Genomic DNA, 12,656 nt, shown 5'->3' with positions numbered 1-12,656 from the left:
AATCAAATTGGACCAGACCGTCAAAGCGGACGACTGCTGTTCGACCGAAGAGGCCAGCAGCGACCAATATGACCTCATCGTCGTGGGCGCCGGATCGGCCGGGTTCTCCGCCTCGATCACGGCGGCAGAGGCCGGCAAGCGGGTCGCGCTGGTCGGGCACGGCACCATCGGCGGCACCTGCGTGAATGTCGGCTGCGTGCCGTCCAAGGCGATGATCCGCGCCGCCGAGGCGGTCCATGGCGGCGCGTCGGCGGCCCGGTTCCCCGGCATCGCGGCCAGCGCCCACGCGGTGGACTGGGGCGCCGTGGTCGAAGGCACCGCCGATCTGGTCGCGGAGATGCGGCGGAAGAAATATGTCGACCTGCTGCCCGCCTACGAGAATGTCACCTATATCGACGAAGGTGCCGCCCGCCTGGTCGAGGGTGGCGTCACGGTCGGCGGGCGGGTGATCTCCGCGCCGCGTGTCCTGATCGCCACCGGCTCGCGCCCGCACATGCCCGCAATCGACGGGATCGAGGATGTGGCGGCGTTGGATTCCTGGGGGCTGCTGACGCTGCCCGACCGGCCCGACAGCCTCATGGTTCTGGGGGGCGGCTACATAGGTTGCGAACTGGCGCAGATGGCCTCGCGGCTGGGGGTGAAGGTGACGCTGGTGACCCGCTCGCGCCTACTGCCCGGCGCCGAGCCTGAGGTCGCCGAGGCGCTGGCGCAGGCGCTGATGGCCGAAGGCATCGCCGTCGAGACCGGCCTTGCCTACACCTCGGTCGCACAAGCTGCGGGCGGCGTCACTCTGGCACTCGACCGGGATGGCAAGACCGAGGCGCTGACGGCGGAACGGCTGGTCGTGACCACCGGACGGGTGGCCAATTCCGGGAATCTCGGGCTGGAAGACCTTGGGATAGAGACCGATGCGCGCGGACGGGTCAAGGTCGGCCCCGACATGGCCACCACACGGCCCGGTGTCTGGGCGGCGGGCGATGTCACCGACCGCGACCAGTTCGTCTACATGGCGGCCTATGGCGCCAAGGTGGCAATCAACAACGCCCTCGGACTGGAGCCGATGCGCTATGACAACGCGGCGATGCCCTGGGTTGTCTTCACCGACCCGCAAGTGGCCGGTGTCGGCCTTTCGGAGGAGCAGGCGAAGGCCGCGGGACACGAGGTCAAGACCAGCGTGCTGACCCTGGACAACGTGGCCCGCGCCGCCGCCGCCCGCGACACCCGTGGTGTGATCAAGCTGGTTGCGGACGCCGATACCGACCGTCTTCTGGGTGGCCAGATCGCGGCACCCGAGGGCTCGGACACGATCCAGACGCTGGCCATGGCGCTCAAGTTCGGCATGACCGCACGGGCGCTCGGCGAGACGATCTTCCCCTACCTGACCACGGTGGAGGGGCTGAAACTCGCCGCGCAGACCTTCGACAAGGACGTGGCCAAACTCAGCTGCTGCGCGGGGTGAGGGATGCACCTTTGCCCTGATGCAGGACCGCCTGCCCAACGGAGGTGGAACTGACGTGGCCATCGCATCCGCCAGTACCGTGCGAATGACAGGCGACCTTCGCGGCGTGGCGGGACAGGTCACGGGGTCGTGGCTGGACACGCGCCCTCGCCCTGCCTATCTTCCACTCATGCGTCGGTTCTCGCCCATATTGCTCCTGGTCTTTCTCGCCACGTTCGTGGTGGGAAACATCGCGCATGCGGTAAATGCGAATAATATGACGCTGCAAATGGCCGCAATGGATGGCAGCGCGTCGGCCATGGAGGACTGCGAAGAGTGTCCGTCAGATGGGGAAGGCAGAGCGGACTCGACATTGTGCCAACTCGATTGCACTGCCCCCGCCATGGTGACCCTGACGGCGTCCGCATCCTTTGACCTTGTGACGCCAGCCCCTCGTCAGGACCGGCCCCTCGGCATGGTCTTTCAGCACCGACTGCGCGCGCCGCCGGACCCTTTCCCTCCCCGAACCCTCATCTGATCCGACGGCTGGCCGCCTGCAAGGGCGTGTTTGTGACCGTTGGCCCGCGCCTCGGCGCGTCTGACCGACGCCTTGAGACGCAAGACTCCTGCGCCATGCGGGCGCAGAACGGCATAGATCAGATGAGACACACACATGAGATCGAAGTTTACACCGGCGCTGTCGCGCCGAGGCTTTCTGGCCAGTTGCGCCGCAACCGGCGCCGCGCTTTCCCTGAACCCGGCCTGGGCCGACACCGACGGCGCTTCCAACCTGCGCGCCGCGCCAACCTCCGCTCTGGCCTTCGACGGCGATACGCTTGTCCTCGCGGATGCGCAGCTCCGGCGGTTTGATCCGTCCGGCGAGGTTGTAATCCTGCCTGCCCCGCGCATCCCGATCAGGACGTTGGCATGTCACCCGGATCGCCCGGGGCGGATTTTCGCCGCGCCGGAGGGCGGCGGCGTCGTCCTGTCTCTGGATGGTGGCCGGACATGGACCGCTGCTTCGGGCGGCTTGCCGCAAGCGCAAATCATGGCGCTCACCGTTGCGGCGGGTGCCCCGGACACTGTCTATGCCGCCGTCGCGGAGGACGGGCTCTGGCGCAGCGAGGATGCGGGCGAAAGCTGGTCTTTCGTCATGGACCGGCCCTGGATCGCCGAGGCCGAACGCGAGGTGCTTTCGCTCGCGTCGGTCAATCTCGCCAGCGGAATGGGCGGCATCTGGATCTATGCCGGAACCGAACGCGGCCTGACCCGTGTGCCCGACTGCTTCTGCCGCTGGCAGGACGTGGTGGCGGGCGACGCGATGGATGCGCTGGTGGCGGGGACACCGCCCGCCCCGGAAGCACCGCTGCCCGAGGGCGAACCCGTCAGCGCCCTGGCCTCGGCCCCTGCCGCCCCGGAACGGCTCTATGCGGCGCTGCCCTCGGGGCTTTGGACCTCCGAGGATGGCGGCGTGGCTTGGGAAAGCCGGTCCAATTCGCAACCACAGGGCCTTGCCGTTGACCCGGCTGACCCGAACCACATCGCCGCCGCCACATTGAACGAACTGAAACACAGCCGGGACGGGGGTGGCAGCTGGGTCACCCTTGCGGCTTTCTGAGAAAGGAACACCGACCATGAAGAAGATACTTGCCATCACGCTGACGATCGCCGGGGCCGCCACGGCCGCCTATGTCACGACCGATCGCGACACCCGTCCGGCCCTTGTCGGATCCGCCGCCGCGCAGAGCGTGGAGCCCGTCACCATCTGGCGCAGCCCCGGCTGCGGCTGCTGCGACGCCTATGCCGAATACCTGCGCACCGAAGGTTTCGAGGTCAACGTGATCGACGATCGCGATTTCGACCAGAGATCCGTCGAAATGGGCGTGCCCGAGCGCGGCATCGGCTGCCATCTCTCCACCATCGACGGCTATGTCGTCAGCGGCCTGGTTCCCGCCGAGATCATAGAGCGGCTGCTCGCGGAGCGCCCCGACATCACCGGCATCACGCTGCCCGGCATGCCCCCGAACGCACCGGGCATGGCACCGGCGCAAACCGGAACCCTGCGCACCTTTGCCTTCGGGCCGGACGGCGTGTCGGTCTATTCCGATGAATGACGGCACGGGGTTGTCGGGATGACACCCTGGCGACCGCTTTCCCGCTACTCGGCGGTGGCGGGGCCTTGCCTCGTGGTCCCGGCAATCCGCAAGCACATAAGGAGTTTGACATGAACGGAACAGCAGACGGCCCGTGGACGGGCTTCATGGGGGACTGCATTGGCCAGTTGATGAGTGGCCCCATGATGGGCATGATGCTGGGGGGTGGGCTTGTCTACCTGCTGCTGATTGCGGTGCTGATCCTCGCGGCGGCGGCCCTGATCAAGTATCTGCGGAGGGCGATATGACACGTATCGGGCTGGTTTCCGGGGGTGTCCTCGCTCTCGCCGCGGGCGTGACCACCTGGGTCATGGCGGCCGAAGGGCAGGACATCCCGGAAGGGTTGACCTTTCTCGGTGCGCCGGTGACGGCGGACCAGATAGCGCTTGGGCAAGACCTCTACGCGGCCAATTGCGCCTCTTGCCACGGGGCGAACCTGGAAGGCCAGCCCGACTGGCGCAGGCGGACCGAGGATGGCCGCATGCCCGCGCCTCCCCATGATGCAAGCGGTCACACATGGCGCCACGCCGATCGGCAGCTGTTCACGATCACAAGGCTGGGTGTCGGCGCGGCGGTACCCGGCTACGAGAGCGATATGCCCGCATATGAGGGTCTCCTTTCGGATGACGAGATCGCCGCCATCCTCGCCTTCATCAAGAGCACATGGCCCGAACGCGAACGCGAGGTTCAGGCCGAGCTGACAGCCAATGACGAGGATGAATCATGACCTCATGGAGACAGCGAACCTGGCGCCAGGTCTCACCGCTCCCGATCGACGGTCGGAACGACGGATTGGCCAGCCCCGATCCGACGGACGACGCATCCATCGTGACTGTCTGCGCCTCATGGTGCGCATCATGAGGCGGCGCGACCTGCTGGCCGGCGCGCTGGCCTTTGCCGCGGCGCCCGCAGCCGCGCGCCCCCTGATGCCGCTGCACCAGACCTCGCGCGAAATTCTCTCTCCGCCCTTCGTGGATGGCGGCGGGCGCGACCTGAGCCTGGCGGATTTCCGGGGGCGTGTGGTGTTGCTCAACATCTGGGCCACCTGGTGTGCGCCCTGCCGCGAGGAGATGCCGACGCTCGACCGCCTGCAGGCGCGGCTCGGTGGGGACGATTTCCACGTCCTGCCGCTCTCCATCGACCAGGCGGGACTGGGTCCGGTGCGCCGCTTCTACCAGCAGATCGGCATCCGGCATCTGAACATGTACCTGGCCGAGGACATCCGCGCGATGTTCGCCTTCGCCGTCATCGAACTGCCCACGACCCTGCTGATCGACCGGCAGGGGCGCGAACGCGGCCGTCTGACCGGCCCCGCACAATGGGACAGCCCGGAGGCGATCGCACAATTCCAGACCGTCATCGCTGAGAGGGGCAGGTGAGGTTGCCGGACACGTCCCATGACCAGGGCGCGGCGGCGCTCTGAGACGGCCCGCCTATCTTCCGCTGGTCCGGCGCGGATGTTTCGGACCGCTGAAGACGGGCCGTGGGGCGGGCTGGCGCAGGGCCGCCCCATGCCGCCAGAGGAACAGCCCCCAACCGGCAACCCAAAGCACCGGCGCGGCAGCCTGCCAGATCGCGCCCTCCAGCGGAAGCACCCGCGCCACGGCGGCAACCCAGAGCAGGCCAAAGCCGACCAGATCGACGACCGCGGGCCGCAGATGCTCGCCCCGCCGCGCGACGGCACGCGCGGCCATTGCGTAGATCGCGCAGGCGACCGCGCCCGCGGCCAGCGCATGGATCGCGTCCGTCTCACTGATCGGCAACAGACCAAGTCGCACCAGCGCGACAAGCGCCAACCCGATCGGAAGCCACGCGTAGCCAAGATGCAGCATCATGAGCAGGCCGTCCTGTCGCACGGCGCGCGCGTGCCAGAGCGCCAGCCGACCCGCCTCCACCCCCGCCGCCAGCAGCAGCAGGACCGGCGTCAGCGTCTCATGACCCTGCGCCGTCGCGCCCATCAGCAAGATCGCGGCAAGCGCGGCGGCGCTGACAAGACCGAGCCATCGCGCGGCCCGCGCCCGCGCATGCCCTGACGCACCTTCCCCGACCCGGTTCCAGGTGAAGGCCGCCACGATACGTCCGCCGACCATCGACAGCAGCAGCGCGAACAGCAGCAGCGGCAGGCGCGGCGGGATCAACCCCCAAAGCAAAGCCACCTGGCCCAGGGTCAGACCGCAGGCGAAGAGGGCCAGGATCGCCCCGCGCCTCTGCCGGGCGCGCAGGGCCGCATGGATCAGGATGACGGAAACGGCCGTCATGAAGGCGGCCGAAGCGCCGAGGAAAAGCCACCCTCCATCCCCGGCCCCCGCAAGCGCGGCCAGGCGCGACACCACCCAGGCCGCCATCACCCAGACCAGGCCACGGCGCGACAGCCACCCCGGTCCCGCCCAACTTGCCATCGCCGTCAGGGCATATGCCGCAAATCCCGTCGCGGCGAATCCGAACAGCATTTCATGCGCATGCCAGGACAGGCCGGGCGCGACCGGATCCGGCACCGGCCCCCACTGGGACAGGACGATCACGACGATCGCCCAGGTTCCGGCGGCGATGAACAGCGGACGATGCGCAGAGGCATGGGGCCGGTTCCCGTGCGCGCTTGTCGAAAGGTCTCCTGCGGTCATGCGATCTCCGGCCTTGCTGCGCGCTGTCAGACACCGTCCAGACGAATGACGCAATCCGCCAGGGTGCCGCGGTTGAGATCGGCGATGAACGCGGCCTCGGCCTCGGCCAACCGCCCCCGCAAGCGGCAATGCGGGGTCAGCGTGCAGGTGCCGCCGCCGGCCGCGAAGCAATCGACCAGCGCCTGGTCGGCCTCCAGCAGCGCCACCACATCGCCAAGCCTGATCGCTTCGGGCGCGCGCGCCAGCATCGCCCCGCCACCGCCACCGCGCCGCGTCACCAGCAGGTTCGCCGCGGCAAGCCTCGAAATGACCTTGGCCAGATGATGCCGCGAAACCCGGAGCTCGCGCGCAAGCTCGGCGGTGGTAAAGGCGCGGGTCGGCTGGCCTGCCATGCACATCAGAACGCGCAGCCCGAAATCGGTAAAGGAGGTGAGGCGCAAGGTCGCGTTCCCGATAAGATAATTGAGTTCCGCAATCGCCGGATGATATGCGCAATTCAGATACCAATTCGCCGCCGGTGCCGCAAGATGCGGGGCGGCACGCCTTGGAAGACCCGACCATGACGAACGCGAGCGAGAGCGGTGGGTGCAGTCCGCACGCCGGACAGGCGCAAGCGGCTGTGACGTTGCTGGCGACTGTCTCGGCCCCCGGACGCGGCGCAACCGACCGGGTGCTGGCCAGGGTTGCCGATCAGATGAAACACGACGGGATCCGGTTGCTCGGCGCCTTGCGCGCGGCCAGGGGCGCGGGCGCAAGCGGGCATTGCGACAGCGACCTGACGCTGCTGCCGGACGGGCCCGAGGCGCGGATCACCCAGGATCTCGGGGCCGGATCGACGGCGTGCCGGATGGATGCCGGGGCGCTGGAAGCGGCGGTCGCGATTGTCACGAACCGCCTGACCGGTAAGGGCGCGGATCTGCTCATGCTCAACAAGTTCGGGCTGAGCGAGGCCGAGGGCCGCGGCTTCCGCGCGCTCATGGCCGAGGCGCTCGGGCGTGGCGTCCCCGTCCTTGTGGGGTTGTCCGAGACCCATCGCGCCGCATTCGACCGCTTCGCGGATGGCATGGCCACCGCCCTGCCCCCAGACGAGGAAGCGATCCTGGCCTGGTGCCGGGCGGCTGTCCGGGGCGGTGACGCAGGCCCTGCCCCATCACAACCCGACGCCATCTTGCCGGATCGGACGGGGTCCGGGTCCGGCGCGCAAGCCAGACGGGAGCCCCGATCATGACCACAGACACCAGCACCCCCCCTGCCCCTCCGCGCGTCCCTCCGCGCGCCCCCCGCGCACCAAGACCCGGACCGGGCGCGCTGTCCCGCCTGGCCTGCCTCGCGGTGCAGCCGATCCTGTCACGCACCGTGCGCCGGATCGCGGCGCGTCACCCCTCGCTTTTCGCGCGGCTCGGGCCGCATCAGACCACGGACTTCCTAATCGACCCGGTGGAGCTGCCCTTTGCATTGCACCTGCGCCCCGACCCCGAGGCGCTGATCTTCCGCGCCGTGCCGCGCGATGCCGCCCCTCGGGCCGGGGCGGTGATCCGGGGCCGCTTCATGCTGCTGCTGGAGCTTGTCGATTCCGAGGAGGACGGCGATGCCGCCTTCTTCTCGCGCGATCTCGAGGTCTCCGGCGACACCGAGGCAGTGGTGCGCCTGCGCAATGCGCTGGACGACGTCGACGGCTCCATCGCCGAGGAGACCGCCGCCATGTTCGGACGCCCCGGACGGGCGATCCTGGCGCGGTTGCGGCGGGCCTATCTCAACGACAGTGAATGACAGGAAACCAGATGAGTCTTGCCGAATTGATCTGCCCGGCGGGCACCCCCGCCGCGTTGCGCACCGCCGTCGATGCCGGGGCCGATGCGGTCTATTGCGGCTTTCAGGATGCCACCAACGCGCGCAATTTTCCGGGGCTGAACTTCACCCCCGATGAACTGGCCGCCTCGGTCGCCTATGCCCATGCCAAGGGCGCCAAGGTTCTGCTGGCGCTCAACACCTATCCGCCCGCGGGCAAGGTCGATCTGTGGCGCCAGGCCGCCGATACCGGCGCGCGGCTTGGGGTCGATGCCTTCATCGTCGCCGATATGGGCGTGGCCGATTACATCGCGCGCACGCATCCCGCTGTGCGGCTGCATCTCTCGGTGCAGGCCGCCGCCTCCAGCCCCGAGGCGATCCGCTATTATTGCGAGAATTTCGGCGTCAGGCGCGTCGTCCTGCCGCGCATCCTGACGATCCCCGAGATCCGCCAGATCCGCGCCGAAATCCCCTGCGAGATCGAGACCTTCATCTTCGGCAATCACGGGCTGATGGTCGAGGGGCGGTGCAGCCTGACCAACTACCTCACCGGGCAATCGACCAATATGGACGGGGTCTGCTCGCCCGCCTCGGACGTGGACTATGCCCGCCATGCGGATGGCTCGATGTCCTCGCAGCTTGCCGGGTTCACCATCGACTGTTTCGGGCCTGACGAAAAGGCGGGCTATCCGACGATCTGCAAGGGCCGCTACACCGCCCCGCACCGGCCCGAGGGGTATTATGCCTTCGAGGAACCCGTCAGCCTCAACCTCTCCCGCCTCCTGCCCGAGCTGATCGACGCGGGCGTGCATGCCTTCAAGATCGAGGGGCGGCAGCGCTCGAAAAGCTATGTGCGCGGCGTCGTGCGGGCCTTCCGCAAGGCGGTCGACGACATCCGCGCCGGACGAGAGGCGAACATGGCCGACCTCGTCGCCCTGACGGAAGGGCAGAAACAGACCCAGGGCGCATTCGAGACAAAGAAATGGCGGTGACCGCGATGACGAAACTGACCCTTGGCCCGATTGCCTATCACTGGTCCGCCGAGGCACGGCGCGACTTCTACGCCCGCATTGCCGATGAGGCCCCGGTGGATGAGGTCTATCTGGGCGAGGTGATCTGCTCCAAGCGCGCGCCCTTCCACGAGGCCGACCTGCCCGCCACGATCGAGCGGCTGGAGGCAGCGGGCAAGACCGTGATCCTCTCGACCCTGGCCGAGGTGATGCTGAAACGCGAACGCAAGGCGACGGCAGACATCGCCGCGATGGACGCGCCCGAGATCGAGATCAACAATGCCGCCGGACTCTATGAACGCGGCCACCGGTCGCATCGCATCGGCCCCTTCATGAACGCCTATAACGAGGCGACCATCGCCTGGATGGCGGGCCAGGGCGCAACCCATGTCTGCCTGCCCGCCGAATTGCCCGCCGAGGCCATCGCGGTGGCCACAGGCGCGGCCCGCGCGCTAGGGCTCGGCGTCGAAATGCAGGTCTTCGGCCGGGCGCCGCTGGCAGTGTCCGCGCGCTGCTACCATGCCCGCGCCCATGGCCGGACCAAGGATAACTGCCAGTTCGTCTGCGAGGAGGATCCCGACGGGATGCCCCTGCGCACCCGCGACAACCGCCCGGTCCTGCGCGTGAACGGCATCCAGACCCAATCGGAAAGCTATGTCGACCTGTTGCCCGAAACGGCGCAGATCGTCGCCGCCGGCGTCACCCATCTGCGGCTGATGCCGCAGGCGGTGGACATGGTCGGGGTCGCCGGGCTCTTTCGCGCCGTGCTGGACGGCACGCTTGCCGTGCCCGAGGCCGATGCGCGCCTCGCCGCGCTCTGCGAGGGCACGGACCTCAGCAACGGGTTTTATCATGGCGCTGCCGGGTATCGCCGGATCGCATTGGCCGCGCCCGCCTGACCACATTGCAGGGATAGCCCCCCCGTGCCCGCGACAACCGCCCAACAGATGCGGGCCTGGACCGGCCCCGCGATCCTGACCTATGGCCCGCGCCCGTTCTTCTTCGGCGCGGGCGTTTGGGCCACGGTCGCAATGACGCTCTGGATCCCGATGCTGACCGGCCATCTCGCGCTGCCAACCGCGTTCGACCCGGTCAGCTGGCACGCGCATGGGTTTCTTTACGGCTATCTCGGCGCGGTGATCGCGGGGTTCGTGCTGACCGCGGTGCCGAACTGGACAGGCCGCCTGCCCATCGTCGGCTGGCGCCTCGGCGCATTGGCCCTGCTCTGGCTGCTCGGGCGGATCGTGATCGCGGTGTCCGCCTTGATGCCGCCGCTCCTCGTCGCCGCGATAGACCTGGCCTTTCCGGTCGTGTTCGCCGCCACCATCGCGCGCGAAATCGTGGCGGGGAAGACGTGGCGAAACCTTGTCGTCCTGGGCTTGCTGGCCATGTTCACGACGGGAAACCTCCTCTTTCATTGGGAGGCCGCGCAAGGCGCGAACGCCGCAAACGGGGCTGGCCTGCGGCTTGGCCTTGGAACAGCGGTCATGCTGATTGCCGTGATCGGAGGCCGTCTGGTGCCGTCCTTCACGCGCAACTGGCTGGTCAGGCGCGGCGCGACCCCCCTGCCGGCGCCTCCGATGCAGCGTTTCGACAAGCTCGCGCTGCTGGTTCTGCTGGCGGCCCTCATCCTCTGGCTCATCTCGCCGCTGCACCCGGCGACCGGTGGCGCTCTGCTGCTGGCGGGGCTCCTGCACCTTGTCCGACTGGCCCGTTGGGCGGGGCACCGCACCCTCGCCGACCCCCTGGTGGCCGTCCTTCACGCGGGCTATGCCTTCGTGCCGCTTGGCGCGCTGGCTCTGGCAACCAGCATCTTCGCGCCCGGCTGGCTCGGGGCGGCGGCGGCGCAGCATCTGTGGATGGCCGGGGCGATCGGTGTGATGACGCTTGCCGTCATGATGCGCACGATCTTGACCCATACCGGCCAGCCGCTTCACGCAGGGCGCTTGGCACTCGCAATCCACATCGCCCTTGTGCTGTCGGTCTCGACCCGCATCGCGGCCTCGCTATGGCCCGAGGTCGCATCGCTTCTCTTCGCGGTCTCGGGGCTGCTCTGGATCGCCGCCTTCGGCGGTTTCGCGGCGGGGTTTGGCCGCTTGCTGCTGCGCCGGTCCCCGCGTCCTCTGCGGTGACGCCCCGCGCCCGTCTCAGGCAAACGGGTTGACCAGCCGAAGCCGGTCTTCAATCAGCAGCCCATCCTGCATGTCTTCCGTCCACAGCGTGGTGCAGCCTGCAACAAGGGCTGCTGCGACGATCATCGCGTCATAGACCGAGACCCGGTAGCGTTCCGCCAGGGCGCGCCCCACCTCATGCGTGTGCAGGGTCAGGTCTTCCACCGGGCAAAGGGCCTGGATGCCGGCCAGGAACGACCCGGTCTCCTCCCAGGTCAGACCGGCCTTACGGCGGCAATTGACCAGCGTTTCGTTGAGAACCTGCACGCTGATGCGCGGCCCCTGCCCCACGATCGCCTCGGCCCGATCGGCCTTGGGGCCGTCATCCAGCAGGTAGAGGATGACATTCGTATCGGCAAATTCAGCGCTCATGCGCGGCGTCACGGCTCAATCTCTTGGACGCGGGCAACCGGCCCCGGAACGCGCGCAGCGTCTCAAGCACCTCGTCGGCACGTGCCCGACGCTGAACCCTCACCGCGTCGTTGTCCTTCACCAGGTCGATCTGGTCGCCTTCCTTCAGGCCAAGCTCACGCACCAGTTCTGCGGGCAATCGGACCGCAAGGGAATTTCCCCATTTTGCAACTTGCATCGCTGCCTCCTGCGGCGTGGATATCTATATGACAATGTATATCCATGCCGCTCGGAAAACAAGGTTCGCCCCCCCTGTCCTAACCGGCCCCCTCACAGACGATCTGAACCTCCCGAACTTCCCTGTTCTCCGCCGTGATCGCGGCCAGCAGGCGGGTCAGGTAATGGGTGCGCACATAGCTGGCGATGAACCGCGAAGGCGCCAGCAGCGTCAGGATCCCGTTCTCCACCTCCAGCACCTGCAACGGCGCAAACCAGGCGCTGTAAAGGGCCTGATCCTGCGCCTGCAATCGCCGCGCCGCCCCATCCCATCCGGTGCCATCCGCCTCGGGAAGCGCCAGGTCGCGCCTCAGCGGCACCACGTTGCTTTCCGGCTTCGGCTCGGGCGCATGGCTCATCCGGGCCACGAAATCGGGGCCGACCGCGTCCCAATGCGGCATCGTCGCGCCAAGCACCCGGTCCAGGTCGATGCGGTACTGCGCCACCCTGCCCCGCGCCGCCGGAACCGATACCGCGACCCAGCCGAGGCCGCGCAGATGCGCCATCTCGCGTTTCGCTGTGCGCTCGGTCACGCCCCACATCCGCGCCATTTCCTTCAGGCCCACGGCGAAGCAGCCGCTGCGCCAGTTGAACCGCGCGGTGATGATCAGCGACAGCCGCAGGGCCAGGCGGGCCTCGACGGCATCGCCGCGCGCCGCGGTCACAAGAAGCGCCGTGAGAATATCGTATTTGACTGCCGCGGCACCCGGCCCGGTGATCCTTTTTGCCGGGGCGACCCCGGCTGCGTTGTTCTGTGCCACGTCAAGCTCCTGCTCCGGTGCCGTGCCTGGTTTGCCTCCGGGTTGGCGCCATCCTTTGTCTTCCGCAAAGGCGATCTTAGACGCTTT

At 68.1% G+C, this 12,656-nt stretch carries 16 protein-coding genes; 11 read left to right on the top strand and 5 right to left on the bottom strand.

Annotation, left to right across the window (positions count from 1 at the left end; all coding sequences use genetic code 11):
* Window position 1 precedes the first annotated feature (1 nt).
* The 6 genes from merA (at window position 2) to HNS34_RS15865 (ending at window position 4,970) form a co-directional block, all read left to right on the top strand.
* Window positions 2–1,459: a mercury(II) reductase gene (gene merA / locus HNS34_RS15890; RefSeq protein ID WP_407925874.1), complete on the top strand. Its 1,458-nt coding sequence runs from the start codon at window positions 2–4 to the stop codon at window positions 1,457–1,459.
* Between the two features lie 652 nt (window positions 1,460–2,111).
* Window positions 2,112–3,056, top strand: coding sequence for a WD40/YVTN/BNR-like repeat-containing protein (locus HNS34_RS15885; RefSeq protein WP_172321084.1), 945 nt, complete (start codon window positions 2,112–2,114; stop codon window positions 3,054–3,056).
* Window positions 3,057–3,072: 16 nt separating this feature from the next.
* Window positions 3,073–3,552: a DUF411 domain-containing protein gene (locus tag HNS34_RS15880; RefSeq protein ID WP_172321083.1), complete on the top strand. Its 480-nt coding sequence runs from the start codon at window positions 3,073–3,075 to the stop codon at window positions 3,550–3,552.
* A 110-nt stretch (window positions 3,553–3,662) separates the two neighbouring features.
* Window positions 3,663–3,839: a hypothetical protein gene (locus tag HNS34_RS15875; protein WP_172321057.1), complete on the top strand. Its 177-nt coding sequence runs from the start codon at window positions 3,663–3,665 to the stop codon at window positions 3,837–3,839.
* Window positions 3,836–4,318, top strand: a complete 483-nt coding sequence (locus tag HNS34_RS15870) for a c-type cytochrome (RefSeq protein WP_172321082.1) — start codon at window positions 3,836–3,838, stop codon at window positions 4,316–4,318. Before HNS34_RS15875 ends, HNS34_RS15870 begins: the two co-directional genes overlap by 4 nt.
* Window positions 4,319–4,448: 130 nt before the next feature.
* Window positions 4,449–4,970 carry a TlpA disulfide reductase family protein gene (locus tag HNS34_RS15865; protein ID WP_172321081.1) on the top strand — a complete coding sequence of 174 codons (522 nt, stop codon included), beginning with the start codon at window positions 4,449–4,451 and terminating at the stop codon, window positions 4,968–4,970.
* A gap of 54 nt (window positions 4,971–5,024) precedes the next feature.
* Here the strand turns inward: HNS34_RS15865 and HNS34_RS15860 are convergent, their stop codons facing one another.
* Window positions 5,025–6,212, bottom strand: coding sequence for an NnrS family protein (locus HNS34_RS15860; protein WP_172321080.1), 1,188 nt, complete (start codon window positions 6,210–6,212; stop codon window positions 5,025–5,027).
* A 26-nt stretch (window positions 6,213–6,238) separates the two neighbouring features.
* A complete protein-coding gene (locus HNS34_RS15855; RefSeq protein WP_172321079.1) occupies window positions 6,239–6,652 on the bottom strand; it encodes an RrF2 family transcriptional regulator in 414 nt (137 codons plus the stop codon).
* Between the two features lie 119 nt (window positions 6,653–6,771).
* Between HNS34_RS15855 and HNS34_RS15850 the strand changes: the two genes are divergently transcribed.
* From HNS34_RS15850 to HNS34_RS15830, 5 genes are read left to right on the top strand one after another with little or no spacing between them, the layout of a single operon-like run.
* Window positions 6,772–7,440 (top strand): DUF2478 domain-containing protein, encoded by a 669-nt coding sequence (locus HNS34_RS15850; protein WP_172321078.1) that lies wholly within the window; start codon window positions 6,772–6,774, stop codon window positions 7,438–7,440.
* A complete protein-coding gene (ubiT, locus tag HNS34_RS15845) occupies window positions 7,437–7,982 on the top strand; it encodes a ubiquinone anaerobic biosynthesis accessory factor UbiT (protein WP_172321077.1) in 546 nt (181 codons plus the stop codon). Before HNS34_RS15850 ends, ubiT begins: the two co-directional genes overlap by 4 nt.
* A gap of 11 nt (window positions 7,983–7,993) precedes the next feature.
* Window positions 7,994–8,992, top strand: coding sequence for a ubiquinone anaerobic biosynthesis protein UbiU (gene ubiU / locus HNS34_RS15840; RefSeq protein WP_172321076.1), 999 nt, complete (start codon window positions 7,994–7,996; stop codon window positions 8,990–8,992).
* 5 nt (window positions 8,993–8,997) lie between these two features.
* Window positions 8,998–9,909 carry a ubiquinone anaerobic biosynthesis protein UbiV gene (ubiV, locus tag HNS34_RS15835; protein WP_235952767.1) on the top strand — a complete coding sequence of 304 codons (912 nt, stop codon included), beginning with the start codon at window positions 8,998–9,000 and terminating at the stop codon, window positions 9,907–9,909.
* 24 nt (window positions 9,910–9,933) lie between these two features.
* A complete protein-coding gene (locus tag HNS34_RS15830) occupies window positions 9,934–11,142 on the top strand; it encodes an NnrS family protein (protein WP_328700551.1) in 1,209 nt (402 codons plus the stop codon).
* 15 nt (window positions 11,143–11,157) lie between these two features.
* Here HNS34_RS15830 and HNS34_RS15825 read toward each other — a convergent pair whose 3' ends face one another.
* From HNS34_RS15825 to HNS34_RS21040, 3 genes are all read right to left on the bottom strand, one after another.
* Window positions 11,158–11,553 (bottom strand): PIN domain-containing protein, encoded by a 396-nt coding sequence (locus tag HNS34_RS15825; RefSeq protein ID WP_172321074.1) that lies wholly within the window; start codon window positions 11,551–11,553, stop codon window positions 11,158–11,160.
* A complete protein-coding gene (locus HNS34_RS15820; RefSeq protein ID WP_172321073.1) occupies window positions 11,543–11,770 on the bottom strand; it encodes an AbrB/MazE/SpoVT family DNA-binding domain-containing protein in 228 nt (75 codons plus the stop codon). The genes HNS34_RS15825 and HNS34_RS15820 overlap by 11 nt, the downstream gene beginning before the upstream one ends.
* A gap of 79 nt (window positions 11,771–11,849) precedes the next feature.
* Window positions 11,850–12,569: a DnaA N-terminal domain-containing protein gene (locus HNS34_RS21040; protein WP_172321072.1), complete on the bottom strand. Its 720-nt coding sequence runs from the start codon at window positions 12,567–12,569 to the stop codon at window positions 11,850–11,852.
* Window positions 12,570–12,656: the final 87 nt, after the last annotated feature.

The organism is Alterinioella nitratireducens, assembly GCF_013155465.1.
GTDB classification, from domain to species: domain Bacteria; phylum Pseudomonadota; class Alphaproteobacteria; order Rhodobacterales; family Rhodobacteraceae; genus Alterinioella; species Alterinioella nitratireducens.
This window is presented reverse-complemented; position numbering and strand designations above follow the sequence as displayed.

Bases quoted from the DNA above. Each gene is read 5' to 3' on its own strand.
- HNS34_RS15820 (WP_172321073.1), bottom strand. From the start codon at position 11,770: ATGCAAGTTGCAAAATGGGGAAATTCCCTTGCGGTCCGATTGCCCGCA.
- HNS34_RS15870 (WP_172321082.1), top strand. From the start codon at position 3,836: ATGACACGTATCGGGCTGGTTTCCGGGGGTGTCCTCGCTCTCGCCGCG.
- HNS34_RS15825 (WP_172321074.1), bottom strand. From the start codon at position 11,553: ATGAGCGCTGAATTTGCCGATACGAATGTCATCCTCTACCTGCTGGAT.
- HNS34_RS15875 (WP_172321057.1), top strand. From the start codon at position 3,663: ATGAACGGAACAGCAGACGGCCCGTGGACGGGCTTCATGGGGGACTGC.
- HNS34_RS15885 (WP_172321084.1), top strand. From the start codon at position 2,112: ATGAGATCGAAGTTTACACCGGCGCTGTCGCGCCGAGGCTTTCTGGCC.
- ubiT (WP_172321077.1), top strand. From the start codon at position 7,437: ATGACCACAGACACCAGCACCCCCCCTGCCCCTCCGCGCGTCCCTCCG.
- ubiV (WP_235952767.1), top strand. From the start codon at position 8,998: ATGACGAAACTGACCCTTGGCCCGATTGCCTATCACTGGTCCGCCGAG.
- HNS34_RS15880 (WP_172321083.1), top strand. From the start codon at position 3,073: ATGAAGAAGATACTTGCCATCACGCTGACGATCGCCGGGGCCGCCACG.
- HNS34_RS15865 (WP_172321081.1), top strand. From the start codon at position 4,449: ATGAGGCGGCGCGACCTGCTGGCCGGCGCGCTGGCCTTTGCCGCGGCG.
- HNS34_RS15850 (WP_172321078.1), top strand. From the start codon at position 6,772: ATGACGAACGCGAGCGAGAGCGGTGGGTGCAGTCCGCACGCCGGACAG.
- HNS34_RS15860 (WP_172321080.1), bottom strand. From the start codon at position 6,212: ATGACCGCAGGAGACCTTTCGACAAGCGCGCACGGGAACCGGCCCCAT.
- ubiU (WP_172321076.1), top strand. From the start codon at position 7,994: ATGAGTCTTGCCGAATTGATCTGCCCGGCGGGCACCCCCGCCGCGTTG.